The organism is Nocardia sp. NPDC049190 (assembly GCF_040648115.1).
GTDB lineage: Bacteria > Actinomycetota > Actinomycetes > Mycobacteriales > Mycobacteriaceae > Nocardia.
Genome location: NZ_JBEZDE010000002.1, coordinates 1 through 23937 on the forward strand (window position 1 = coordinate 1; position 23937 = coordinate 23937).

Annotated in this window: 26 protein-coding genes and 1 tRNA gene; 6 read left to right on the top strand and 21 right to left on the bottom strand. The window is 67.1% G+C overall.

Going from position 1 to position 23937, the window contains the following annotated elements; translation table 11 throughout:
- Positions 1 to 118 precede the first annotated feature (118 nt).
- The 8 genes from AB0B25_RS01965 to AB0B25_RS02000 form a co-directional block, all read right to left on the bottom strand.
- On the bottom strand, positions 119 to 424 hold the full coding sequence (locus AB0B25_RS01965; RefSeq protein WP_357173317.1) for an HNH endonuclease signature motif containing protein: 306 nt from the start codon (positions 422 to 424) through the stop codon (positions 119 to 121).
- Positions 425 to 469: 45 nt separating this feature from the next.
- On the bottom strand, positions 470 to 607 hold the full coding sequence (locus AB0B25_RS01970) for a hypothetical protein (protein WP_357173320.1): 138 nt from the start codon (positions 605 to 607) through the stop codon (positions 470 to 472).
- Positions 608 to 624: 17 nt separating this feature from the next.
- Positions 625 to 879 carry a hypothetical protein gene (locus AB0B25_RS01975; protein ID WP_357173322.1) on the bottom strand — a complete coding sequence of 85 codons (255 nt, stop codon included), beginning with the start codon at positions 877 to 879 and terminating at the stop codon, positions 625 to 627.
- Between the two features lie 214 nt (positions 880 to 1093).
- Positions 1094 to 2362, bottom strand: a complete 1269-nt coding sequence (locus tag AB0B25_RS01980) for a hypothetical protein (RefSeq protein WP_357173325.1) — start codon at positions 2360 to 2362, stop codon at positions 1094 to 1096.
- A 68-nt stretch (positions 2363 to 2430) separates the two neighbouring features.
- Entirely contained in the window at positions 2431 to 2727 is a 297-nt protein-coding gene (locus tag AB0B25_RS01985; protein WP_357173328.1) for a hypothetical protein, read from the bottom strand.
- Positions 2724 to 3068, bottom strand: a complete 345-nt coding sequence (locus AB0B25_RS01990) for a hypothetical protein (RefSeq protein WP_357173331.1) — start codon at positions 3066 to 3068, stop codon at positions 2724 to 2726. The genes AB0B25_RS01985 and AB0B25_RS01990 overlap by 4 nt, the downstream gene beginning before the upstream one ends.
- Positions 3065 to 3355: a hypothetical protein gene (locus tag AB0B25_RS01995; RefSeq protein WP_357173334.1), complete on the bottom strand. Its 291-nt coding sequence runs from the start codon at positions 3353 to 3355 to the stop codon at positions 3065 to 3067. The genes AB0B25_RS01990 and AB0B25_RS01995 overlap by 4 nt, the downstream gene beginning before the upstream one ends.
- 95 nt (positions 3356 to 3450) lie before the next feature.
- On the bottom strand, positions 3451 to 3642 hold the full coding sequence (locus tag AB0B25_RS02000) for a DNA-binding protein (RefSeq protein WP_357173337.1): 192 nt from the start codon (positions 3640 to 3642) through the stop codon (positions 3451 to 3453).
- Between the two features lie 107 nt (positions 3643 to 3749).
- Here AB0B25_RS02000 and AB0B25_RS02005 point away from each other — a divergent pair, with 107 nt between their 5' ends.
- Both AB0B25_RS02005 and AB0B25_RS02010 read left to right on the top strand, forming a co-directional pair.
- Positions 3750 to 4277, top strand: coding sequence for a helix-turn-helix domain-containing protein (locus AB0B25_RS02005; protein WP_357173339.1), 528 nt, complete (start codon positions 3750 to 3752; stop codon positions 4275 to 4277).
- The gene (locus tag AB0B25_RS02010) at positions 4264 to 5379 is read left to right on the top strand and encodes a tyrosine-type recombinase/integrase (protein WP_357173341.1); all 1116 of its coding nucleotides are present in this window, start codon (positions 4264 to 4266) and stop codon (positions 5377 to 5379) included. The genes AB0B25_RS02005 and AB0B25_RS02010 overlap by 14 nt, the downstream gene beginning before the upstream one ends.
- Before the next feature lie 48 nt (positions 5380 to 5427).
- Here the strand turns inward: AB0B25_RS02010 and AB0B25_RS02015 are convergent.
- From AB0B25_RS02015 to AB0B25_RS02030, 4 genes are all read right to left on the bottom strand, one after another.
- A tRNA-Leu gene (locus AB0B25_RS02015) sits at positions 5428 to 5501 on the bottom strand.
- A 216-nt stretch (positions 5502 to 5717) separates the two neighbouring features.
- Positions 5718 to 6635, bottom strand: a complete 918-nt coding sequence (locus tag AB0B25_RS02020; RefSeq protein WP_357173343.1) for a ribonuclease Z — start codon at positions 6633 to 6635, stop codon at positions 5718 to 5720.
- Positions 6636 to 6719: 84 nt separating this feature from the next.
- Positions 6720 to 8225: an amino acid permease gene (locus AB0B25_RS02025; RefSeq protein WP_357173345.1), complete on the bottom strand. Its 1506-nt coding sequence runs from the start codon at positions 8223 to 8225 to the stop codon at positions 6720 to 6722.
- A gap of 53 nt (positions 8226 to 8278) precedes the next feature.
- A complete protein-coding gene (locus AB0B25_RS02030; RefSeq protein ID WP_357173348.1) occupies positions 8279 to 9745 on the bottom strand; it encodes an oligopeptide:H+ symporter in 1467 nt (488 codons plus the stop codon).
- Positions 9746 to 9845: 100 nt separating this feature from the next.
- Between AB0B25_RS02030 and AB0B25_RS02035 the strand changes: the two genes are divergently transcribed.
- Positions 9846 to 10406, top strand: coding sequence for an SRPBCC family protein (locus tag AB0B25_RS02035; protein WP_357173351.1), 561 nt, complete (start codon positions 9846 to 9848; stop codon positions 10404 to 10406).
- Between the two features lie 22 nt (positions 10407 to 10428).
- On the opposite strand, the gene AB0B25_RS02040 is transcribed toward AB0B25_RS02035, so the two are convergent.
- The 9 genes from AB0B25_RS02040 to AB0B25_RS02080 all read right to left on the bottom strand — a co-directional run bounded on the left by AB0B25_RS02040 (position 10429) and on the right by AB0B25_RS02080 (position 20033).
- Positions 10429 to 11379: a Ppx/GppA phosphatase family protein gene (locus AB0B25_RS02040; protein ID WP_357173353.1), complete on the bottom strand. Its 951-nt coding sequence runs from the start codon at positions 11377 to 11379 to the stop codon at positions 10429 to 10431.
- Positions 11376 to 11912, bottom strand: coding sequence for a DUF501 domain-containing protein (locus AB0B25_RS02045; RefSeq protein ID WP_357173356.1), 537 nt, complete (start codon positions 11910 to 11912; stop codon positions 11376 to 11378). Before AB0B25_RS02045 ends, AB0B25_RS02040 begins: the two co-directional genes overlap by 4 nt.
- The gene (locus tag AB0B25_RS02050; RefSeq protein ID WP_357173358.1) at positions 11909 to 12511 is read right to left on the bottom strand and encodes a septum formation initiator family protein; all 603 of its coding nucleotides are present in this window, start codon (positions 12509 to 12511) and stop codon (positions 11909 to 11911) included. The genes AB0B25_RS02045 and AB0B25_RS02050 overlap by 4 nt, the downstream gene beginning before the upstream one ends.
- 92 nt (positions 12512 to 12603) lie before the next feature.
- The gene (eno, locus tag AB0B25_RS02055) at positions 12604 to 13890 is read right to left on the bottom strand and encodes a phosphopyruvate hydratase (RefSeq protein WP_357173361.1); all 1287 of its coding nucleotides are present in this window, start codon (positions 13888 to 13890) and stop codon (positions 12604 to 12606) included.
- Between the two features lie 113 nt (positions 13891 to 14003).
- Positions 14004 to 14687, bottom strand: a complete 684-nt coding sequence (locus AB0B25_RS02060; RefSeq protein WP_357174095.1) for a lytic murein transglycosylase — start codon at positions 14685 to 14687, stop codon at positions 14004 to 14006.
- Positions 14688 to 14813: 126 nt separating this feature from the next.
- Positions 14814 to 16478 (bottom strand): ATP-binding cassette domain-containing protein, encoded by a 1665-nt coding sequence (locus AB0B25_RS02065; RefSeq protein WP_357173364.1) that lies wholly within the window; start codon positions 16476 to 16478, stop codon positions 14814 to 14816.
- A 69-nt stretch (positions 16479 to 16547) separates the two neighbouring features.
- On the bottom strand, positions 16548 to 17387 hold the full coding sequence (locus tag AB0B25_RS02070) for an ABC transporter permease subunit (protein WP_357173367.1): 840 nt from the start codon (positions 17385 to 17387) through the stop codon (positions 16548 to 16550).
- A gap of 211 nt (positions 17388 to 17598) precedes the next feature.
- A complete protein-coding gene (locus AB0B25_RS02075) occupies positions 17599 to 18528 on the bottom strand; it encodes an ABC transporter permease (protein WP_357173369.1) in 930 nt (309 codons plus the stop codon).
- On the bottom strand, positions 18525 to 20033 hold the full coding sequence (locus tag AB0B25_RS02080; protein ID WP_357173372.1) for an ABC transporter substrate-binding protein: 1509 nt from the start codon (positions 20031 to 20033) through the stop codon (positions 18525 to 18527). Before AB0B25_RS02080 ends, AB0B25_RS02075 begins: the two co-directional genes overlap by 4 nt.
- 319 nt (positions 20034 to 20352) lie before the next feature.
- Here AB0B25_RS02080 and AB0B25_RS02085 point away from each other — a divergent pair, with 319 nt between their 5' ends.
- The 3 genes from AB0B25_RS02085 to AB0B25_RS02095 are packed head-to-tail and all read left to right on the top strand — an operon-like array spanning position 20353 to position 23928.
- The gene (locus AB0B25_RS02085) at positions 20353 to 21510 is read left to right on the top strand and encodes a TauD/TfdA family dioxygenase (protein WP_357173375.1); all 1158 of its coding nucleotides are present in this window, start codon (positions 20353 to 20355) and stop codon (positions 21508 to 21510) included.
- Entirely contained in the window at positions 21482 to 22492 is a 1011-nt protein-coding gene (locus AB0B25_RS02090) for an ornithine cyclodeaminase family protein (RefSeq protein WP_357173378.1), read from the top strand. Before AB0B25_RS02085 ends, AB0B25_RS02090 begins: the two co-directional genes overlap by 29 nt.
- Entirely contained in the window at positions 22483 to 23928 is a 1446-nt protein-coding gene (locus tag AB0B25_RS02095; protein ID WP_357173381.1) for an alanine racemase, read from the top strand. Before AB0B25_RS02090 ends, AB0B25_RS02095 begins: the two co-directional genes overlap by 10 nt.
- The last annotated feature ends 9 nt before the right edge of the window (positions 23929 to 23937 follow it).

Here is a 23937-nt window from a genome sequence, read left to right on the forward strand (position 1 = left end):
ACCTAGGCAAGCCCTCCTCCCCGAACCCCCCCTCCCCCCGTGGAAAAAAATGAATGGGAGGGGCTTGCCTAGGTCGGAGACGGCACCGGGGCGCGGAGGGAGGCCTTCCCCCAGGTGGTCACCAGGTGCGCCAGGTGACATACGTTCGCGGCGCGGCTGGCGCGGCACTCTTGGCGGTCTCGCTGGCAACCTTGTCGTATTTCTGGGCATTGCAGAGCCTGTGTGTAGCTTGAACATTGCCCAGTTCATCGGCGCCGCCCCTGATTATCGGGACGATGTGGTCGACCACGAATGCACCCGGATCCCTGTACGGCAGCGTGTAATCGATGTCCTCGCCGCACAGGGCACAGGGCGGTTTTCCTCGGCGTAAGTAGGCCCGATGCCGGTTGCGGTTGGTGGTGCTGCGCTTGGTGATGTCGGACATGGCTCCTTCTTTCCTGTTCGCGCTCGGTGCTCACCACGATCGCTGCTATCCGCCTCGACAGAACGGGTGAACCTGCTGCTTGTCGCCTCGTTTCCGCTCGGTCTTCTCGTCGTCGCGGGGTGCTTCGGAGTCGGCGAGGTCGTTGCGCGGACTGAGCCGCACCTCTGGATATCGAGAGAACATGGTTCCTTCCTTCCTGTTCATGCCGCGTCGTTGGGCGGGACCAGTAGCCGGTCCGGGTCGAGGTCGCCGAGCAGGTGTTCGATATCGCGCTGGAAGGACACGGCGACTTCTACTGCTGTCTCCCGGTCGTAGTACGTGCCGTCGATCTTGAGCATGATGTCGAAGCAGTTGGGTTCGACTTCGGCGATGTGTACGGCGAGCCAGTCTCGGCGGTCGTCGAGAAGGTCGTCGGCGCTGACGTAGGCGCCGTGCTCGGTGTTCGGTTCGGTCATCGCGGTTCCCTTCGTCCGGGGGGTGGGTGAGGCTGTCGAGCGGGACGGAGATAGGGACGGGGGTACATTCGGTACCCCCGTTACCAGAGGTGGGAAACGCGCAGGTGGCGGCCTATTTCTGACAGGGGTACGGCAGGTACCCCTGTGACCGGGAATCGGTACCCCTGTCGTACCTGTGGGTACCCCCGTGTTTTCGCAGGTCAGGGCGCATAGTTCACACGGGGGTACCATTTGTACCCCCGTCGCTGTCTGCGTCTGCCAGTCGGTGGCGTCGGCCGCCCTGTTTCGCCTCCGAGGTGAGCACGATTCCCTCGTCCTCGAGCTCGGCCAGGGCAGGGTCCAGCCACTCCCGGATGTCGGTTTTGAGCCTGCGGGCGAGTTCTCGGTTCGAGTGCTCCCCAGCGCGTTCGAGCCATCGAATGATGGCGTCGCGGGCGCGCTGCAATTTCCGGTCGGCGATCGCTTCCTCGCGCTCGGCGGCGGCCAGGGCGCGCGCCTGGTTCGCTTTACGAGACTGCTCGGCGGCGGCTCGCTGCACACCGGCGCGGGTGCTGGTCGATACCGCCATGACAACGCCAGCCTTGAACCAATCGTCATCGTTCATGACCGAACGACCGTCGAGGATCATGAGAGCGGCGGCGACCTTGAGGCGGGTAAGCAGCGCATGTCCGTCGAGGTTCGATCCATCCTCGGGTTCACCGCGGAGCCTGGCCAGTCTGGCGCTGTCGATAGCCGCATGGGCCACATCTGGAATCACCAGCGAGCCAGGCGCCCATGTCGGCTGCGGCATCCGGACAACCCACTGGCCCGGATCTTTCGGTGCCTCATCGGGCGCGTCCGGATCGGTAACCGGCAGCCACAGGAACCGCTGTGGAGTGCCGCCGTCGGCGCCGTCGAGCAATGCACCAGCGCGGAGCGGCTGCACACCAACCATCAGGCAGGCGCGGTAGCTGTGCGCGGGAACCACCGTGCGGGTTGCCTTCTGGGCGTTGTTGAACCCAATCGTTTCGCCGCTGTAGAGCTTGCGCAACTCCCCCTCGAGCGTGGAGCCGCTGCGAGCGAACAGCGCAGTCAAGGTATCGACCTCGGGAGCGGAAAACAGTGCCCGGTCTTCGCGGTTGGGTTCGTCGTCGTCGACACCGGCCGGGCGGAAGGTGCGGGCGATCCCTTCGCCGGACCCGAGCGGGTATTCCGGGATCTCGACGACGCGGAGCCCGGTCGGGTCTTCTGAGCAGGCTACGGCGTCGCGGGCGGCGGCTTCGCACGCTCCTTTGCCGCCACCGGACGGAGCGGCCAGGGCGGCGAAGAGGTTCAGCGACATGCGCCCGCCGACAGTGGCCGGAAGCGTCACCGTCGGCGGGACGGCTGCGACAGCGCGAGCCAGGGCGACGCCGAGCGTGCCCCACGGCCCCGCGCGGCGGGCGCGAGCGAAGTCACGGATGTGAGCGAGCACGTCACGGGAGGTCCAAAACTCTTCGACCATGGACGCGCCCGAAGGCGCAACAAAGTCTTCAGAAGACCTTGTCGCGCCCTGGGTGTTGTGGTTGTCGGTCAAGCTGCAACCCCCTTCTTCTCGCTGGCTCGGCCGGTGTCGGTCCACCGATCCCCCGACAGGTCGCAGCGCAACTGAGCGTCCAAGCGACTCACGTACTCGGCGAACCGCTGGACGGACGATGAGATTTGCAGCTCATCGTCATCGCCTTCGATCAGCGCGATCAGTCGCGCTAAGCCGACTTCGAGTTCCGCCCGGTACTGGGAGCGGAAAACGCGCTGAGCCCATTGGTCCGGCGTGTAGCCGAGCCCCCACTTGTCGATCAGGGCTTGCACTTCGGGCGAATTGCGAGTCACCACGACACCCCCTCGAGCCGGGCCGCGGTGTGGTCGGCGGCCGTGAGAAGTTCCCGGCGAACCACGACGTCCACGAGCCAGCCGAGCTCGGCACGAAAGCGCCAGACACCACCGAACCTTTCCGGGCCGTAGATCGCGGCCTGCGTAGCGGAGGCGAGCAGGCACCGCTCGGCCGCCGCGCTGATTCGGTGGCGGGGGACGACCCGGACCATGTCGTCGTTGCCGACGATGATCGAGCCGATGTTTAGCCAGCTACCTCGGACTTCGATCGTGCCGACCGCGGGGCGGAATCGGACGCCGAGCACTGCGGCTGCGTCAAGCGCCGACACCGGGGCGGTCATCGCGACACCTCCGACGCCTGGTCGGCCAGCTTGTCGACCTCGGCAAGCTCGACCGGATCGAACCAATCACGTACGTTGGCGTCGATAGAAACGGCTATCAGCAGTAGTTCGGTGATCGTCCACACCTGGCGGCCGTCGAACAGTGCGGCCAGGCGGTGAATGCTGATTCCGGTCTCGGTCACGAGGTCGAACGCCGACTTTTCCGAGGTCTCGATACTGTCGGCTACGCGCCGAGTGACTATCGCCGCTAGCTGATCGGCCTGGTCAATGGGTAAGCTTGTGCACACGAATGTCTCCTCATCAGGGTGTGAGTGGGTTTCGTTGGCCCGGTTAGCTGGTAGGACAGCGCCGGGCCTTTCCCGTGTTTGGTCGAAGGTAGGCATCAGGCGGCCCCTGGTCGGACCGTGTTGGCATGCTCGTACTCAAGGACGAGCGTGAGCGGGTAGAGAACGCGACGCCCGACCTTCAGGTAGGCCGGCCCATCCCCCAGATACCGCTGTTGCGCCAGGAATTCCTTGGTCACTTGCCAGCGCTGTCCGAGTTGGTCCGAGGTGAGGTGCTCTCCCTGGTCCATTTCCACGTCTCCTTCGTTCCGATTTTGCAGATTGCTGTGGAACATCCGCACAAACAAGGTGTAGCACGATTGACTGCAATTCAGCAAGATCCTGTACGATCTGCATCATGGGAACAAGAAGGGTTGAGTTGGGACCGACTGGCAAAACCGTGGCGCACAACGTGGCACGAATTCGCAAGACGCAGGGGCTCACCTTGCGGGACGTTTCCGAGAGGCTGGCCGGGACCGATAGGCCATTGGCGCACAACACAATTAGTGAGATAGAGCGCGGAGCACGACGTGCCGACGTAGACGACCTGGTTGCGTTGGCGGTGGCCCTCAACTGCTCGCCGTTGGCGCTGCTGCTACCGCCCACCAGCGTCGAGCACTACGTCTCAATCACCGCAGGCGAGATGCGGCCGGGATGGGAAGTTTGGGACTGGGGCAAGGGGGAGCGCCCTCTACTGATCGGCAAGATGCTCGACCGGGTCTACTCGAATCTCGGCAAGTCGGATCAAATACTCGCCGCCCGAGAGCAATACCGCATGAACTCTGACCCCCAGCTGCAAGGCGTCGCAGGCGTCCCCAATGTGCACCCAGTGACAGCGCCAGAGGGCGACGGAGACGAGAAGGAAGCGAACCGTGGCGACGATTGAGCCGTACGAGACTGCCGCGGGGAAGCGGTACAGAGTCCGCTACCGCAAGCCAGACGGTAAGCAGACCGACAAGCGTGGATTCAAGCGCAAGGTCGATGCCGAACGGTTCGCCAACACAATCGAGGTCGACAAGCTCACCGGCAGCTACATCCCCCCGACCGCAGGACGGGTCACCATCGGCGAACTCGGGCCGAATTGGCTGAAACGTCAAAGCGCACACATGAAACCGTCGTCAGTGCATTCAATCGAGTCCGCATGGAAGGTGCATGTCGAGCCCGTCTGGGGTCGAACCCGGATCAACGCCATCAAGCACAGCGAAGTCCAATCGTGGATAGCTGAGCTGTCGTCGCGGCGGAGCCCGTCATTGGTTCGCGACGCACATTCGGTACTGGCGCGCATCTTGGATGACGCCGTACGCGATCGGCAGCTCGCCAGCAATCCGGCGCGCGAGGTCAAGCTGCCACCGAAGCGGCGCGCACCGAACAAGTACCTCACCGCGAAGCAGATGGTGATGCTGGCGCAGGAGTCCGGCCGCTACGGGTCGCTGGTCCTGCTGCTGTCCCTCGTCGGCTTGCGCTGGGGTGAAGCGGCAGGCATACGAGTGGCAGATATCGACTTCCTACGCCGCACAGCCACTCTGCACGAGAACGCCGTACGTGTCGGAGGCGAAACGCATGTCGGTTCACTGAAGTCGCACAAGCATCGAACTGTGCCCCTCCCGAAGACGGTGGCTACTGAACTGGCGCGATCTTGTGAAGGCAAGGGCCGCGAAGACCTGCTGTGGCCATCATCGAAGGGCAAGCACCTCGGCCCGCCGTCATCGCATGACTCGTGGCTGTCCGGTGCTGTAGGTCGGTGCAGGAAGGTCGACGAGACGTTTCCTCGGGTCACTGCACACGATCTGCGGCACACCGCGGCGAGCTTGGCGGTGGCGTCGGGCGCGAACGTGAAGGCCATTCAGAAAATGCTCGGGCACGCCTCGGCAGCGATGACGCTGGACGTGTACGCCGACCTTTTCAACGACGATCTCGAGGCTGTCGCCAGAAAATTAGAGAAGGTTGTGGGCAAAATGTGGGCAGAGTCGAAAGCCAGACCGGCCTAGAGCCCCGAAATATGACCCCTACCTGCGTGATTTAGTGGGCTTAGCCAGTGCCCCCAGTCGGATTCGAACCGACACTTTGCGGATTTTAAGTCCGCTGCCTCTGCCAATTGGGCTATGGGGGCGTCCCGGACAGCGTACCGAGTCGTACGGATGTACCGGAATTCCGAGTGTTCGTCGAGTGGCGGGGCGTGGCCGTTGCCGAGGAGGTGATCAGGTCGGTGCTGGGTTCGGTGTGGCGGTGGTCGTTTCGGCTCGGTGGTGGCAAGCGTCCCAGAGAACTAGATCGGTGGCGGCGGCCAAGCGTTAGCGTCCTCGGCAGAAATAGGTGGCACAAGTGGTCAGCGGCGAGGTGGTAGCGCGATTCGCTCGAGATCGGTCGCAATATGGATTTCGCCGTCGAAGTACTTCCCCGCCTCGGCGAGGTGTTCGTCGAGGTCGCGGTAGCGCTGGGAGAAATGGGTGAGCACGAGGGTGCGCACGCCCGCATCGGCCGCGGCCTTGGCGGCTTGGCCCGCGGTCAGGTGGCCGTATTCCGTGGCCAAGTGCGCGTCGACGTCCAGAAAGGTGGCCTCGATGACCAGCATGTCTGCGTCGGCGGCCAGTTCCTGGACGCCTGGGCACAGTCGAGTGTCCATGACGAAGGCGAAGTTCTGGCCGGGCCGTGGTTCGCTGATCTCGTCCAGAGTGATTGTGCGACCCGAGAGTTCGACGCTGCCCCACGTTTGCAGTTCGGAGATGATCGGGCCGTGTAGACCGAGGGCATCCAAACGGTCCGGCAGGATGCGCCGGCCGGGCGGCTCGCTGAGCCGGTATCCGAAGGTATCCACCGGATGGGACAGCCGGGCCGCGGTGACGGTGAAAGGCGCCCCGGGCAGGTCCACTTCGCCGGGGCCCGCGATCGGGCGGGGCCGCAGCTCGGCGCGGTGATAGTAGGAAGTCGCGTTGACGAGCCGGTCGTAGTAGGCCGCGCCCGACGCCGGGAACCACACATCGACCGGATGCGGCACCCGGTCGAGATTGATCCGCTGCACGACTCCGGCGAGGCCGAGACTGTGGTCGCCGTGGAAGTGGGTGATGCCGATCCGAGTGAGCCCGGTGGCGGTGACTCCCGCGTAGGTCATCTGTCGCTGTGTCCCCTCGCCAGGGTCGAACAGGACCTCCTCGTCATCCCACCGAAGTAAGTAACCGTTGTGGTTCCGCTGTTTCGTCGGCACCTGACTAGCGGTCCCGAGAACAACCAACTCACGCTGCGACACCGCGCCAGGCTACCGCCGTCACCGGACGAGCCGAACGGGACATGGTGGCTGGCATTCCCACCCACCATGTCGCGCTCGCGGCGGCTACTGGACGGGAGTTTTGCGCAGCACGGAATGGCGTCTGGAGTAGGCGAAGTAGATGACGAACCCGATCGCCATCCACACGACGAAGCGCAGCCAGGTCTCCACCGACAAATTCAGCATCAGCCACAGGCAGGCCAGGACCCCGAGGACCGGTACGTACGGAACAAGCGGAACCCGAAAGCCGCGCGGCAGTTCAGGACGGGTGCGGCGCAGGATGAGCACCCCGACCGAGACCAGCACGAACGCGAAGAGCGTCCCGATGTTGACCATCTCCTCCAGCGTGCCGAAGTCCACGAACCCGGCGAGCAACGCGCACGCCACACCGACGAGAGCGGTGATGCGCACCGGCGTGCCGTTCTTGCCGGTGCGCGCGAGGCCACGCGGCACCAGGCCGTCGCGGGCCATCGCGAACAGCACCCGCGTTTGCCCGAGGAACATCACCATCACAACGGTGGTGAGGCCGGCGAGCGCCCCGATCGAGATGATGTTCTTCACCCAGGTCGCCCCGTTGATCGCGAAAGCCGTCGCCAAGGTGGCGTCCTTGCCGGCCAGTTCGGTGTAGGGCACCATGCCGGTGAGCACGAGCGACACCGCGACGTACAAGACGGTGACGATCAGCAGCGAGCCGATGATGCCGCGGGGAATCGCGCGCTGTGGGTTCTTGGTCTCCTCCGCGGTGGTGGCGACGACGTCGAATCCGATGAACGCGAAGAACACCAGGCTGGCCGCGGCGAGCAGACCGTACCAGCCATAGTTGCTGTGCCCGGCGCCGGTCAGATAGGACAGCAGCGACTGCCGCAGTCCCTCGCCCTCCTCGCCGGCCTGGGACGGCGGAATGTACGGCGTGAGGTTGGACGCCTTGAAGTAGGTCGCACCGACGACCAGAACGATCGCGATCACGCCGAGTTTGATGGCCACCGCCACCGCCGATACCCGTGACGACACTTTGGTGCCCGTCGCGAGGAGCACACCGAGCGCCGCGATCAGCAGCACCGCGCCCCAATCGAAGGACACCGAGCCGAAGTGGACGACCGGCGACGTGGTACCGAGCACCTCCCCCAGGTACTGTGACCAGCCCTTGGCCACCACCGCCACGGCGAGCGCGAATTCCAGGATCAGATCCCAGCCGATGATCCAGGCGACGATCTCACCGAAGGTGGCGTAGGAGAACGTGTACGCGCTACCCGCCACCGGAACGGTGGAGGCGAACTCGGCGTAGCACAGCGCGGTCAATCCGCAGGCGATCGCGGCGAAGACGAACGCGAGCGACACCGAGGGGCCCGCGACGTTGCCCGCCGTGCGGGCGGTGAGCGTGAAAATACCCGCGCCGACGACTACGGCCACGCCGAAAACGGTGAGGTCCCAGGCGGTCAAGTCCTTGCGGAGTTTCGAGTCGGGTTCGTCGGTGTCACGGATCGACTGCTCGACGGATTTGGTGCGAAACAGACCGCCCCATCGAGACGAGACATCACCCGTCGTCGCGGCCTGTGGCCCAGGGTTCGTCACGCGTTCTCCTTCATCATCCCTGTGGTGCATTCGTTCCGGACCCCGGCGGCGCATCAGTGCACGCCGGCCATGAACCTGCTGATCCACGGTGCGATAGCGGCGACGATCAGCCCCACACACACCACGACCGTTCCGGTGATACCGAAGTAGGCGAATTCATGGCCTGGGTCATAGAACCGAGCCAAGGTACCCGACATCGACGTCCCGATACCTATCGAGAAAAAATACAACGCCATCATTTGGGCGCGGAACGCTTCCGGCGCCAGTTGGGTGGTCACCGCGAGACCGATGGGCGACAGCAGTAGCTCGGAGATGGCGAACACCGCCATGATCGCCAACACGAGCAGCACTGGCACGGCATGTCCTTCGGTGCCTGACATGGGCACGAACAACCAGAACGCGACACCCATGCCGATCACGCCGAGCGCGAATTTCCGCGGTGTACTCGGGGCGCGCTGTCCCAGTCTGGTCCACAGGATCGCGAACACCGGTGACAGCAGGATGACCCAGGTCGGCTCGACCGCGCCGATCCAACTCGACGGCGCGGTCCAGCCGAAAATGTTCCAGTTCATCCGTTCGTCGGAGTAGACCGCCAGCACGGTGAAGATCTGCTTGAACAGCGACCAGAACACCGCATTGGCGACAAACAGCGGAAGGAACGCGCGGACCCGGCTGCGTTCGAGCGGAGTGACCTTGGCGCTGGTGAGCAGTACCGCGAAGTACCCAGCCGAAGTGGCGACAATGAGGCCGGTCGTCACCTCTGGCAGGTTGTCCAAGGTGACCAGGCCGATCACGCACACCACGACGACGAGCGCCACGGCCCCGGCCAGTACGGCGACCAACGGTCCGACGGCATCGCGCGAGATCGGATTCGGTACCTCGCGGCCGTGCGTGCCCAGGTTGCGGCGGAACACCACATACTGGGTGAGGCCCAGCGCCATCCCGATCGCCGCCGCACCGAAGCCGTAATGGAAGCCGAGGTGGGTCTGCAGCAGACCGGTGAGCAGCGGGCCGGTGAACGCGCCGAGATTGATGCCCAGATAGAACAAGGTGAATCCGCCGTGTGCGCGCGCGTCCCCTTTCGTATAGAGGGTGCCCAGCAACGACGAGGCATTGGCCTTCAACCCACCACTGCCGAACGCGACCAACAGCAGGCCCGCCCCGACGCCGACCAGTCCGGGCAGCACGGCCAGTGCGATATGCCCGATCATGACCACGATGCCGCCCCAGAACAGGGTGCGCTCCATGCCGAGCAGCCGGTCCGCGATCCAGCCTCCGAGCACCGTGGACAGGTAGACCAGGCCGCCATAGGCGCCGACGATGCCGACGGCGGTGTCCTTGGCCAGTCCCATCCCGCCGTCGGTGGCCGAGTAGTACAGGTAATACCCGAGAATGGTGACCATCCCGTAGAACGAGAAACGCTCCCAGAGTTCGACACCGAACAGGTTGGCCAGCCCGATCGGGTGGCCGAACAGTGTCCGTGTCCGCGCTGATTCCTGCGATGTTGCCGCTTCAACCATGCCCAGACCATCGCACGCCGGTCAGCAATGCGGAGGCATTCGGATGTTCTGTTTGTTCTGTTCAGCGCATCCGCTTGTTTCCGCTCGAGGCACCGAACGTTTGCTCCTGCCGCGACCGGGCATCCACCAGGTAGCAGGCAAACTCACCGCGACCCACCAGGCCCGCGCAGAAAGTGATGTGTTGATGGTCCACGTCGAAATGACCGTGCCGACCTCGGCGGAACAGATCTTCGCCGTCCTGTCCGACGGCTGGCTGTTCGCCGCCTGGGTCGTCGGCGCCTCGCACATCCGCGCGGTCGACCCGGAGTGGCCGGCGGTCGGCAGTCGGCTGCACTACAGCGTCGGCGTGTGGCCGTGCACCGTCGACGACTCCACGCAGGTCAGCGACGTCGATCCGCCGCATCTGCTGGAGCTGGAGGCCAAACTCCGGCCACTCGGCGCGGCCTGGATCCGCTTGGAACTCACCGAGACGGGACTCGACCAGACCGAGGTCCGCATGTACGAGCACATCAAGCGCGGGCCGGGCATCTTCGTCCCCGACCTGTTCCAAGAGGTGTTGCTGCTGCCGCGCAACAAGGAGTCGCTGTCCAGGCTCGCCGACCTCGCGGTCGGCAGAGCACAGAGCGCAGCGAACTACCGCCAGCGCGAACAGCACCCCTGACCGGCAGGACAAGCGACGGTGCTCACACGATGGACAGGGCGATGCCGTCGAGGATGTCGTGCTCGCTGACGACCAGGTGGGCGATTCCGGCGCGGCGGGACAATTCCTCCGCGAGCACCTCGGTAATGACCGCACCCCCGCCGATCACATCGACCCGGCCCGGGTGCATCGGACCGAGAGCTGCGCGCTGATCGTGGTCCATGGCGATCAGACGGTCGCAGACGGCGTGGACCTGATCCAGTGTCAGCCGGGTGAGATGAACCTTCCGCGAGTCGTATTCGGGGAGGTCCAGCGCGACCGCGGCCAGGGTGGTCATGGTGCCCGCCACTCCGACCCAGGTGTGCGCCCGCTCGACGGGAACACGTGCGAACGCCTCGGCCAGTCTTTCGGCGGCGAAAGCGCGGGCGACAGTGACCTGTTCGGCGGTCGGCGGATTGCCGCCGAGGCAGCGCTCGGTGATTCGGACACAGCCGACATCGGCGGAGAATGCGGCGCGCACGCCCGCGTCGCTGTCGCCGAACACCAGCTCGGTCGAGCCGCCGCCCAGATCGACCACAACGAAAGGCCCTGCCGCACTGGCCAGTTCACCGATCGCGCCACTGAATGACAGCCGCGCCTCCTCGTCCCCGGTGATCACCTCGGCTTCGGCGCCCGCCACCACCGTGCCGAGCACGGCCCGCGCCATGGCGAAGAATTCTTCGCGATTGGCGGCATCCCTGGTGGCCGAGGTGGCGACCATCCGCACCCGACTGACGCCGGTCTCGCGCATCAGCGCCGCGTAGTCGACCAAGGCGACGCGGGTCCGCTCGATCGCCTCCGGCGCGAGCGAGCCGGTCGCGTCGACGCCTTGGCCGAGGCGCACGATCCGCATCTCGCGGTGCACGTCGGCCAAGCGGCCGTCGGCGAGCACGTCGGCGATCAGCAGGCGGATGGAGTTGGTACCGCAATCCACGGCAGCGACCCGGTCACTCATTGCCGCACTCCCTCGTCTTGCGGACCGCTCGGCTCATACGTCGGCCAGTCGGACGGAATCGCGGTGCCGCGCAGGCCGTGGTCGGCGGCCAGCGCCACCGCTTCGTCACCGAGTGGGTTCACCCCAGGCCCCTTCGCCAGCGAATGCGCGATCAGAACATGGAGGCATTTGACCCGCTCGGGCATCCCGCCGCCGGTGAACTCGGTGCCGAGCGACTCGATCTCGTCGCGCTCGGCCAGATAGCTCTTGTGTGCGCGACTATAGCCGGTGGCCAATTCCCGGTCGACGCCGAGCCGTTCGGTCATCTCGCGCATGACACCGGCGGATTCCTGCCTGCTCGCCTCTGCCGTGAGCCGAGGATCGGTCAGATAGTAGAGGGTTGGAAACGGGGTACCGTCCGGCAGCCGAGGCGCGGTCTTCACCACGGCCGGAATCCCGTCCGGGGTGCGGTAGGCGACAGCGAGCACGCCGCGCGGCGCGCGGCCCAACTGTTCGGCGATGATCGCGAGATCCTGGTCGTTCGGTGCGGTCACCTGGGTCCTTCCGGTCCTGACAGTGGCGGTGCGGCCGCCTGCGTGGGCTGCGGCTCGGAAATGCTGCGCCACAGTTCGGTGTACCAGGGATCGGGCTCCCTGGACTTGGTAGGCGCCGCGGGCGGTGCGGGCGCCTCGATCCCGGGCACCTGCACGATGTAAGGCGTCTCACCGGGCAACACCAACCGAAGCCGGTCCCGTGCCTCCGAGCGGATATATGCGGGATCCCGTTGCTGCGCACGGCGATCGCGCAATCGACCGACATCGGCCTCCAGGTCGTCGCGCTGCTGCGCCAGCTGGGCGGCCTCGGCACGCTGGGTGAAATAGGTACGCGTCGGCATGGCGAGGGTGAGCGCGAGGCCGCACAACACGACGGCCAGAATCACCGCCTTGCCGGTGGACAGCCCGAGGATGGTGTGGTCGTGTTTGTCGCCGGAGCCCGGATCGCGCGTGCGCGATCGCGCCTTCTGCTGCGTAGGCTCGGTCCGCCTGCGGCCGCGCTTGGCCGCGGAGTCGGCGGGACGCGATCTGGCGGCACGCGACGTGCGGCGGTCCCCGCGTCCGGCTGGACTGGTCCCACGCGCACGTCGCTCCGTCATGTCACGCCTCGGTATCTACTCTGCGGTAGTCGCTCGGTCCTCCGTGGTCACGCCAGCTACCGCCTCCGGACCCGAACGCTCGCACCGTGGTATCAGCCCTCGAACACGAAGCGGGGGAACGCGACATCACCCGCGTAGCGTGCCGAATCGCCGAGCGCGTCCTCGATGCGCAGCAGCTGGTTGTACTTGGCCACCCGTTCACTGCGCGCCGGGGCGCCGGTCTTGATCTGGCCGCTGCCGACCGCGACGGCGAGGTCGGCGATGGTGGTGTCTTCGGTCTCGCCGGACCGGTGCGACATCATGGTCTTGTAGCCGTTGCGATGCGCCAGTTCCACCGCGTCCAAAGTCTCGGTGAGCGTGCCGATCTGGTTCACCTTCACCAGCAGCGCGTTGGCGGCGCCCTTGGCGATGCCCTCTTCCAGGCGCTCCGGGTTGGTGACGAACAGGTCGTCGCCGACGAGTTGGACCTTGTCGCCGATCAGGTCGGTCAGCGCCACCCAGCCGTCCCAATCGTCCTCCGACAGCGGGTCCTCGATGGACACCAGGGGGTAGCCGGTGAGCAGCTCGGCGTAGAACTGCGCCATCTCCTCGGCCGAACGCACACTTCCCTCGAACTTGTAGCCGCTGGCCGAGGTGTAGAACTCGGTGGCCGCGACATCGAGCGCGAGTGTCACGTCGCTGCCCAGCTTCAGTCCGGTCTTCGCGATGGCCGAACTGATCAGGTCCAGTGCCTCCCTGGTGCCCGCCACGTCCGGAGCGAAGCCGCCCTCGTCGCCGAGACCGGTTGCCAGGCCCTTGGACTTCAGCACCGATTTGAGCGCGTGATAGACCTCCGCGCCCCAGCGCAGCGATTCCTTGAAGGTCGGGGCGCCGATCGGGGCGACCATGAACTCCTGGACATCGACGCCGGTGTCGGCGTGCGCGCCGCCGTTGAGGATGTTCATCATCGGCACGGGCAGCACATGGGCGTTCGGGCCACCGAGGTAGCGGAACAGCTCCAGGCCCGAGGACTCGGCGGCCGCACGGGCCACGGCCAGCGAAACGCCGAGCAGGGCGTTGGCGCCGAGGCGGGATTTGTCGGGCGTGCCGTCCAGATCCAGCAAGACCTGGTCGACGGTACGCTGCTCGACCGCGTCCAGACCGATGACGGCGGGTGCGATCTCGTCGAGCACACCCTCGACGGCCTTGCGCACACCCTTGCCGCCGTACCGCTCATCACCGTCGCGCAGTTCGACGGCCTCGTGCTCGCCGGTGGAGGCGCCCGAGGGCACGGCCGCGCGGGTCAGGGTCCCGTCGTCGAGTGCGATCTCGACCTCGACCGTGGGGTTTCCGCGCGAATCCAGGATCTCGCGAGCTCCGACCTGTTCGATGATGGCCACGAAAACGACACTCCTTCGGCTGCTGACACGGTAAGTCTCACGGGATGGCCGTGCGCTGCGAGCCTATCGTCCTCCCGCCTGGGCGGGTAACCGGCACTCCGGCGCGTGGCAGATCACACGCTGCGCCCGATGCTGTAGACCGCGGCGCGGTCGCGCACCGTGCGCAGGTAGCGGTGCGACTGGTTGTAGGTGAGCAATGCCCGCTGCCAGCCGTACTCGGAGGTGAGATCGCCGCCGCTGGCGCACAGGTAGCGGGCCGCGGTGAGCGCCGCATCGTCGATGTTCTGCGGATCGGCGACTCCGTCACCATTGGCGTCGACTCCCCACCGCCGCCAGGTTTCCGGAATGAACTGCAGCGGGCCGACGGCGCGATCGAACACGGGGTCACCGTCGAGCGCGCCACCGTCGCTGTCCTCGACCAGTGCCACGCCGGGCGAGCCGTCCAGCGGGACGCCGATGATCGGCGGCCGGATCGTGCCGTCGGTTCCGACCTGCGCGCCGCGGTGGGTGCCGTGCTTGCTCTCCACGCTGGCGATGCCGGCGAGCGTCGTCCACGCGATGCCGCAGTCGGGGCGGGCCCTGGTCATCACGGCCGCCGCGTAGCCGTATGCCTCCAGTGCGACCGAGGGAATACCCAGTCGGTCGGCTTGCTCATCGGCCCATTCGCGCAGCTGGACAGCACTGCGGCCGGACGCGTCCAGGTCGATGACGGGCAGCGGCGTACCGGGACCGGGCGGTATGCCCGCCGGGATCGGGGTGCGATCGAACCCGCAACCGGCGAGCGCGAGGATCACCATGGCGGCGGCCGAGGCGCCGATCTTTGTCAGGGGCACCCTTCCATCATCCAGATCACGCACGATATCCGCGGTAACGCCGACGCCGACAGCCACAGCGTCGACCCGGATATCGGTTCCGCGGCACGCTCAGCCGAGCAGCTCGCGAGTGGCGGGGTGGGTCGGTGCGGCGAGAACGATTCGGGTGTCGCCCGATTCGACGATGCGGCCGTGGTCGAGGACCAGGACCTGGGGGCAGTGGTCGGCGACCAGGAGCATGTCGTGGCTGATCATCAGCACGGCGGCGCCGCTGTCGGCGCGCAGGCGGTCGAGCAGAGACATGATCGAGGCAGCGGTGGCGTGGTCGAGAGCGGAGGTGATCTCGTCGCAGAGCAGGACGGCGGGCTCGGCGGCGACCGCGCGGGCCAGCGCCACCCGTTGGCGTTGACCGCCGGAGAGCTCGTGTGGATAGCGGGAGGCCAGGTCGGCGGGCAGTTCCACCGCAGCGAGGAGTTCGGTGACGCGCTCAGGCAGTGCCCGTTTCGGCACCTGAACGATGCGTCGTAGCGGACGGCCGAGCGTATGGGCGACCGTGCGGCGCGGGTTGAGCGCTGATCGCGGATTCTGCGTCACCAGCTGAATACCGCCCGCGCTATAGGAGATTCGTCGCCGCTGGTCTATCGAAAACGATCTGTCGCGCAGTTCGAGAAGTCCTGTCGCGGAAGCGTGCAGACCCGCGATGACACGGGCCAGGGTGGTCTTGCCGGCACCGGACGCGCCGACTACCGCGACAGCGGCGCCCGCGCGGAGGTCCAAGTCGATGTCGGCGAGCACTTGACGGCCGTCCACCGACGCGCCGATTCCTTTCGCACGCAGCACGAACTCATCACGCGTCGATCCGTTCTGCGTGACGGCCTCGGGCGTACACCGACGACTGCTCGTCACCGGCTCATCGGTGTGCTCCTGGTCGAACACCACGGTCACCCGGGCCTCGCGCCCGGGCAGCGTGGTGCGCGGCGAACTGTCCGCGGATCCGACGCGCGCATCCGACGTTGTTTTCTGCGTTGTCTTTTCGCCCCACCGCCGTGGCGGACGACCGTCGGCATCCCGGCGAGCGAAGCGCACCGTCGCGAGCGCCGGCGAGGTCATGCGGGCGGCGACCGTACCCAGTTCGACGACATTGTCGGCGATGGAGTGCACCAGGGCGGTGTCATGGCCGGAGAGCAGGATCGCCGCCGAGCGCCGACGGGCGAGGGCGGTGAGCTGCCCGGCGATGTCGCCGCGCAACGCGCCGTGTAGCCCGGCGAGCGGCTCGTCGAGTACCAGCACACCGGTTCGACGAATGATTGCCCTGGCCAGGGCGACGCGGCGTTGCTGACCGCCGGAGAGTTCACCGGGGCGGCGGCGCAGATACTGTGGGGACAGGCCGACCAACTCCAGCGTTTCGGCCAACGTCGCGTTGGGTGCGTTCGGGGCGACCTCACGCAGGAGGGCGTGTACCCGCAGCAATGGGTTCAGCGCGGACCCGGGATCCTGCCCGGCGAAGGCGATGTGCTGACGACGGAACTGTTGCAGGGCAACTCGGTCGAGCGTGGGCACCTCGTGCCCGGAAACCTGGACCGACCCCCTCGCACCGGCCGAGCCGGACGGCAATTGTCCGAGCAGCGCACGCATCAGTGTGGTCTTGCCCGACCCGGACGGGCCGGTCAGTGCGGTGACCGAGCCCGTCGACATCCGGAAAGTCGTAGGACCGAACAACTCCTGCCCGTCGGCGCCGAGCACAGTCAACCCGTCGACCAGAACGAGGTCACCCATCTCCACCACCGCACCGAACCGCGCGGCCCCCACTCGCCCACACCGGGACGACCTCGGCGGCAGCCGAAATCATGGTAGTCGCCACCGTCGTCCCTCCCGTCCGAAGGTCGATACCGCCAGGTTCACGCTGACCGCGACGATCGCGATCGCCAGGCTCGGCGCCAGCACGGACCACGGGTTGAGCAGCATGCCGGAGGCGTTGTCGCGCACCATGACCGCCCAGTTGCTCGGGCCGAACGTGGTGGGCAGCTGCAGGAACGATGCGGTGCTCACCAGATAGACGGCATCCACGAAACGCAGCCCGAGCTGAGTCGTCAGCACTTCCCGCAGATTCGGGACCACCTCCCGGAACACCAGATGCGGCAGCGACTCGCCGGCGGCCTGGGCACTGTGCACATACCCGGAGGCGGCGACTTCCGCTGCCGCGGCCACGAAAACTCGCGCACAGTACGGAGTTCCGAACACCAGCGCCGACACGATCAGCCCGTAGGCGCCCACGCCCGGCCACGAGGTCAGCACGAGCAAGATGCCGAGCACCGCGGGGAGCAGGATGACGAAGTCGGTGCCGAATTCGATCACCGCCCCGATGCGCGGGCGCAGGGCGGCGACCGCGCCGAGCACGCACGACGTCGCGGTGACCAGTACCGCGATGACCACCGACAGCAGCAGCAACCCCGCACCACCGGACAGCAACTGGCTGAGCACGTCCCGGCCGAGCCGGTCGGTACCGAGCCACGCGCCCGCGCCGGGATCGCCGAACGGGATGCCTCTCGCCTCCTCGGTGGAGTGCGGCGCCAGCATCGGCCCGAGCACGGCGAATACGGTGACCACCGCGGCGGGTGCGACGGTTGGTATGACGAGCCATCGCGTCGCCGCGTGTGCGATGTCGTTCGACCGGAGACCGATCATCGACCGACCTCCACTAGCACGGACGCCTCCGACCACAGTTGTTCGCCGCCCACCGCGCCCCAACCACACCCGACGACCGCCCCCCAGCTACTCGGCGGACAACGCGTCGGTTCCGCCCGCTGCCCCGCGCAATCGCCGCTGCGGGAACGGCCCGACGCGGCACGCACATCGATCCGACGACGAACGGTAGGCGGGACGCGCAGTGAACTTTTCATCGCCGGCCCCGCAGCGACCAGGCCCGGATACCGTCGGCGACGGCGAGCATTCCCACGATGATCGCACCGGAGAGCGTCACGACCGCGGCGACCACCGACGTGTCACGGTCAGCGACGGAACCGGCCAGTACCGCACCGAGGCCCGGGTAGTTGAAGATGGTCTCCACCACCACGGAACCACCGAGCAGCATGCCGACCGTGGTGGCGAAGCTGGCGGCGATCGTCGGCAGCGCGAACGGCAGGACGTGCCGCATCAGGATGACCCGCGTCGAGAGCCCGTCCAGCACCGCGGTTTCCACATGCGGCGCCTGCGCGGCGTCGGCCAGCGCGGCCCGCACGACCCGGGTGTTCCAGCCGATCTGCGGAGCCGCCAGTGCGAGCACGGGCAGAACCAGCATGTCGGGGCTGACCGGGAACCCGGACCGGCCGGTGATGGTGACCGCGGGCAGCCAACCGAGTCCGAGCGCGAAAACCAGGATCAACACGGTGGCGAGCACGAATTCCGGGACGGCCACGACCGTCGTAGTCGCCGGTTGCAGCAGCCGGGTCGACGCGCTGCCCTGCCGGGCCGCCCACCACGCGCCGAGCGCGAGCGACGCGAGCACGGTGAGTACCAGGGCGATGCCGCCGAGCAGCAGCGTCGGCGGGAACTTGTCGACCAGGAGTTCGCCGACCGAACGTCCGCGCGCGGTTCGACCGAAATCGCCGGTGGCAACGCCGGATATCCAGCTCCAGAACCGCATCGGCAGTGCGCGATCCAGGCCGAGTTCGTATTCCTTGGCCGCGATCTGTTCCGGTGCGGCTTCCCGGCCGAGGATGGCGCGGGCGGTGTCGCCCGGCAGTAAGTCCACGGTGACGAACACCGTGGCCAGCAGCATCACCAGTAGGGCGGCGCGCCGGAGCAGCAGTCGCGCGACGGAGATCACCAGTCCAACCAGGTCTGTTCCAACTGCGCCCTGGCATATCCGCCGAGTGTCGGCAGATCACGCACCCGAGTGCTGGCGACGTCGATGCCGTCGGCCATGCCCCACACCAGGTACCCGCCGCGGTCGTACTGGATACGTTGCACCTCGCGGACGCTGTCCGTAGCACTGGGCGCGGACAGCGCTTTCGCGGTCGCCGCGTCGAACTGCGTGTCCTCGAAGTCGGTTTCGTTGCGGTTCGACCCGGTCGCCATCAGTTTGCTCGCGAAGAACAGCGTGGAATCATTGGTGCCCCAGGAGACCGTGTAGAGCGGGGCCTTCAGCCAGGTCTGGTCGTAAAAGGCATTCGGCTCCTGGTCGAGGACCTCGAGCCGCACGCCGATCTCGGCGAGCTGGGTCGCGATGACCTTCGCCGATTCGACTTCGCCGGGCGCCTCCGCCTTGGTGACCAGCCGGTGGGTACGCCCGGTATCGAAGTTCGCCTCGCGCAGCAGAGTTTTCGCGCGATCGACGTCACGGGTGCGTTGTCCGATCGTGGTGTCGTAGAGCGGGTCGCCGGTGCCGAGAATATCGTTGGCGATCGTGCCGTAGCCGGAATGCACCTGGGTGACCAGGGCCGTACGGTCGATACCGAGTCGCAGCGCGGTGCGCACCCGCGGATCGGCGAAGGGGCCGTCCGAGGTGCGCATGGCGACACCGACCATCGTGTCGTTCGGTCGACGCACCACCGTCAGATCGGCGCGCCCCTCGGCGGTGCGGCCCGCGATGGCGCCGACGTTGGAGGCGAGGTCGATCTGGCCGCCGAGTACCGCATTGCCCAGTGCGGTCACGCTTTCGAACCTGGTGAGCTCGATCGCGTCCAGCAGCGGCGGCGTGCCGTGCCATCGGTCGTTACGCACCAGCCGCGCGTTGCCGCCTTGGTAGGACTCCACCACGAATGGTCCGCTGCCGACGAACGTCGTGAAGTCGGTGGTGTCCTTCTTGAGGGTGAAGGTCATCAGCCGCACCAGCAGCGGAAGCTGACTGTTCGGCTCGGGCACCGCGAGCACCACTCGATTCGGGCCGTCCGCGGTGATGTCCGCCGCGGCCACCGGCATCTTCGACGGGCCGCCGACCGCTCGCAATCGGCGCAGTGACCACACGACATCCTCCGTCGTGACCGGTGTCCCGTCGTGGAAAGTCGCGCCATCGGCCAGGGTGAAACTCCAGCGACGCAGATCCGCATCCGGCTCCCACCGGGCGGCGAGGCGCGGTGCGACGTTCGGGTCGGCTCCCGGCACGGTCAGCGGGTCGTAGACCAGCGAGGCGATCAGGAAGTCGCTGTCGTTGCTGAGGTTGGCGTGCGGATCACGTTCGATGCGCGCCGAGGCGCCCAGCGCACCGACCCGCAGCGTGCCGCCGCGGCGCGCCGGTCCGGACGATTGCGCGCCGTCGGTACACGCGGCGACCAGCAGCACCGCCCCCACCCCGAGACCGGACCGCAACAGCTGCCGCCGATCACAACTCATGGCACTGCCTCATCTTCCTGGACGAACCCCTTGTCCCACCGCATAATTGTCCAGTACGGCTCAGGACAGGCTAGCCTAATCCAGTAGCAGACTCGCCGATATCGGCGCGAAGAGCAGAGTCAGGGCATCCCTTCGCACGGCGAAAACAGCACCATCGAGTCCCACAACGGCTTAGCCTCGGCCGCATCGCAGTTATATAGTTCGGCTATTTATTTGCTGTGCATTAGGTAAGCCTTGCTTCACTCTGCGAGAAAGGCTAACTTCGCAGATCGAATCGTCACCCTAGCTTGTCGAACCGATGCGAAGAAGGGATTGCCCGGTGAAAAGCGTTCTCTCCGAACGTAAGACGCTTCACCCGCACAGTATCGAACGACGCGAGCTCCCCGCGGCCGCAGGCCGGGCGGTCCGCGAGCTCGCCAGCGAGATATCCACCACACTCGACGTGACACTGGACGATCCAGCCGCCGCCACGCGCACACTCACCCATCCCCTCCTGATCGAGCAGATCGATGCCCGGGTCGGGGAACTGCCCGCCGAGGTGCGCCACGCCATGCGGCCGCCCGCCACCGCAGCGGGCGCGACCATCGTCGGCCGTCTTCCCCTGACCGACAACGAATTCGGCCCCACCCCGCCGAGCTGGCGCGACGCCGCACGGTGGAGCGGCGTCCCGGCGATCCGAGCGCACTCGTTCCAGTTCGACCTCGTCATGTTGCTCCTGGCTCGCAGCGCGGGTGAGCCCTTCGGCTGGTACGGCCAACAGGACGGGCGGCTGGTCAACAACATCGTCCCCGCGGCGGGGCACGAGCACGAACAGTCCGGCGCGAGCAGCAAGACCCTGCTCAGCCCGCACACCGAAGACGCGTTCCATCCGGAACGAGCGCACCTGCTGATGCTCGGTTGCCTGCGCAACCCGGACCTGGTCGCCACCACGGTGTCCTCGGTGCGCCGGGTCGAACTCTCCGCCGCGCAGCGCGCGCTGCTGAGTACCCCTACCCTGCCGATCCTGCCCGACATCTCCTACGGCGACGGACACGAAAGGTACTCGGCCGCACCGATTCCCACACTGTGGAGCGCTGCCGGTCCGGACGAGCAGACCTTGCGCTACGACCCCGCCTACACCCCGATCGACGGTGCCGATCCCGAATTCCGCACCGCCTACGCACATCTCACCGCGGAGCTGGAGCGCGTCTGCGTGACCGCCGCACTCGCCCCCGGTGAGGTGCTGCTGGTGGACAATGACGTCGCGGTACACGGACGGGTGCCATTCGCCGCCCGTTACGACGGCACCGATCGGTGGCTCAAGCGGGTGAACATCCGCCTTCCGGAACGACCGCGGCGGGCCGAGGAAGCCGACGAGAATGGGTACGGGCAGCGCATCGTTGCCCCGTTCCGAGCGGCAGGCGCCCTGCCGGTCGAGCGCGGCACACATGAGTGGGATGTAGTACCGAATGATCGAGGAACCCTTGAGCACTCGTGACCGAAGCACACCCTTGCGGGTGCTCAGCCGCAGCGACCTGGCCGACGTGCCCATCACACCCGGCGACGTCGTCCGTGCCGTGGAGGAGGCGTATCTGGCCTTCGCCGCAGGCGATTCGGACAACCCGCGCAAGCTCAGCGTCGCGAACCCGGACGGTTGGTCGGTCGCCTACGCCATGCTCGGCCGAGACGGACGCAGGCGGGTCGTGGCGATGAAGACGTCCTACAAGTTCGACCCGGGTCACGACCGCAGCACCAAGCGTTACTACACCACCATCACGCTCTACGACGACACCACCGGTGCACCGATCGCGATGATGGACTGTGCCAGGGTCGGCGCGCTGCGCACCCCGGCGGTGTCGGCGCTGCTGGTACGGGAGACCGCCCGCCGCGGCGCGGAGAGCGTGCTGCTGATCGGCACCGGAACCCAGGGCCGCAACGCCCTTCCGCACCTGCTCGCCGCAAATCCACAACTGCGCAAACTGATGATGTACGGCACGCACCCGGAGGGACTGGAAGCCGTACGCCGCCAGCTCACCCAGCACTACCCGCACGCACTGCTGGAGACGGTGCAGGACCCGCGGGCCGCGGCGGCCACCGCCGACGTCGTGCTTGCCACCGCGGGCCCCGGCACCGCGGTCGCGCTCGAATCCGCGGATCTGGCGCCGGGTGCGGTGGCGGTGCTGGTCGGTTACGGACTCGCGCCCTCGACGCTGGTCGACGCCGACCGGGTGATCGCGACGAGTGCCGAGCAGATGGCGTTGACCGGCACCGACATGGTGGGACCGGATGGGACGCTGCGCGCGGTGGACGCGGAACTGCCGCGGATCCTGAGCAGGCGAGCGGTCGCGCGGCGCTCCGACGACGAGCGCATCTTCGTCTACAACAGCGGACTGGTACTCACCGATATCGCCGTGGCCCATGCGCTGGCGGAGCGGGCCATCGCGGAGGGTCGTGGTACGGAGGTGCCACTGTGGGACTAGAGGCGGATCTCGGCAACGAGACGCCTACCGCAGCCCGCGGAACACGCTTCGACGACGGTGCGAAGCAGACGACGGGCGGGGCAACCGCCACCCTCGACAGCGCAGGGCACGACACGATCAGTGCGGCGCCGATGCCCGCGCATCTCGATCCGTGGGAGCGCCGGTTACTCCACGACCCGAACCTGCTCGGTGACATCGCCTTCGCTATCGGCGGTCCGTTCCACGTCATGTACCCGGCGCGGGTGGCGCACAACATCCGCGAGTTCCGATCGGCCTTCGAGCAGGCCGGCGTGCACGGCGCCATTTACTACGGCAAGAAGGCGAACAAGGCGGCGTGTGTCGCGCGGGCCTGCGCGGAACACGGTGCCGGCGTGGACGTCGCCAGTGTCGGCGAGCTGGTCGCCGCGCTCGCCCAGGGCGTTCGCGGCGACGACCTGATGGTGACCGGTCCCGCCAAGGCCGACGAATTGCTCTGGTTGGCCGCCCGGCACGGCGCACTGGTCGCCGTGGACGATCTCGGAGAACTCGACCGGCTCGCCGGACTGGGTTCCCGCACCTGGCCCGCGCGCGTGCTGTTGCGCGTGCTGCCCGCCGCCTCGGCGAGCCGGTTCGGCATGACCGCCGACGAGATCGACAGCGCGCTGGCGCTGCTCGGCGAGCACGAATCCGTCCGTCTGGAGGGATTCAGCTTTCACCTGTCGGGGTATGACGCGGTGGCGCGGGCCGAACTGGCGGGCGAGCTCATCACCCGCTGCCTGGCCGCCCGCGCGCTCGGACACTCGGCCGCCACCGTATCGATCGGCGGTGGGTTCGGCGTCGACTACGTTCCCGCCGCCGCGGCGGCGAAGTTCACCGAGCAGGTCGGCCGGCGGTGGTTCCATTCGGGCAAGTCGTTCGAGTCGTATTACCCGTATCACTTCCCCGCGCCCGGACCGGCCATGCTGACCCAGATCCTCGAGCACGACGACCTCGCCCGGCGACTGCGCGACAACACCGTCCGGCTCGCGATCGAGCCGGGGCGCGCGTTGCTCGCCCGTGCCGGATTCACCGTCTTCCGTGTTCAAGGCAGCAAGACCAGGCACGCGCACGGGCACGCGTACCGGTTGCTCACGGTCGACGGCAGCAGCCTGAGCCTCTCGGAGCAGTGGTTCGAGAGCGAATACCTGCCCGACCCGCTGCTGTGGCCCGCAGGTCCCGGGGTGCCGACGCCTACCAGCGTCGGCGCCGCCACCTGTCTGGATTCCGACATGCTCAGTTGGCGTCGCGTGCCGCTGCCGCGCGCCGCCGAGATCGGCGACCTCCTGATCTACCCGAATACCGCTGGTTACCAAATGGATTCCAACGAGTCCGCCTTCCACGAGCTGCCGATCCCGCCGAAGGTGGTCCTGCACGACGCGCCCGGCGATCGCTTCCGCTGGACCCGCGACGACAACTAGCCCCGACCG